The organism is Mesorhizobium sp. M8A.F.Ca.ET.208.01.1.1, from assembly GCF_004791315.1.
In the GTDB taxonomy this organism is placed as follows: domain Bacteria; phylum Pseudomonadota; class Alphaproteobacteria; order Rhizobiales; family Rhizobiaceae; genus Mesorhizobium.
This window is the reverse complement of record NZ_SRUT01000166.1, coordinates 1-343: the sequence shown is the minus strand read 5'-3', so window position 1 is coordinate 343 and position 343 is coordinate 1. Positions and strand designations below refer to the sequence as shown.

Here is a 343-nt window from a genome sequence, read left to right as displayed (position 1 = left end):
GAAGCGATGACCTGGCCGAAATCGAGCACGGTGACCTCCGAGCAGACCGCCCGCACCAGGTCCATATCGTGCTCGACCAAAAGCACCGCCGAACCGAACAGTCTCGGGATTTCGGCAATGCGTTGTCCGAGGCGCAGCGTCTCTTCATGCGACTGGCCGGCGGCGGGCTCGTCGAGCAGGACCACGGCGGGACGCGCCGCGACGACGCCGGCGACATCGAGCAGGCGCGGGCCACGAACCGGACGGCGATCTTCCTCGGGCTGCAAAACCCGCTGCCGATAGAAGACGACATCGGCCTGATCGAAATGCTCTACGATCTCGGCATCCGCTTCATGCAGCTCAC

At 65.0% G+C, this 343-nt stretch carries 1 protein-coding gene and 1 pseudogene; one reads left to right on the top strand and one right to left on the bottom strand.

Annotated features, from left to right (window positions below):
• Nucleotides 1-227: pseudogene (locus EN851_RS34755) on the bottom strand (branched-chain amino acid ABC transporter ATP-binding protein); the annotation flags it as partial.
• On the opposite strand from EN851_RS34755, the gene EN851_RS34750 reads away from it, so the two are divergent.
• A partial coding sequence (locus EN851_RS34750) for a membrane dipeptidase (protein ID WP_189587347.1) occupies nucleotides 147-343 on the top strand: 197 nt, incomplete at its 3' end. The pseudogene EN851_RS34755 and the gene EN851_RS34750 overlap by 81 nt on opposite strands.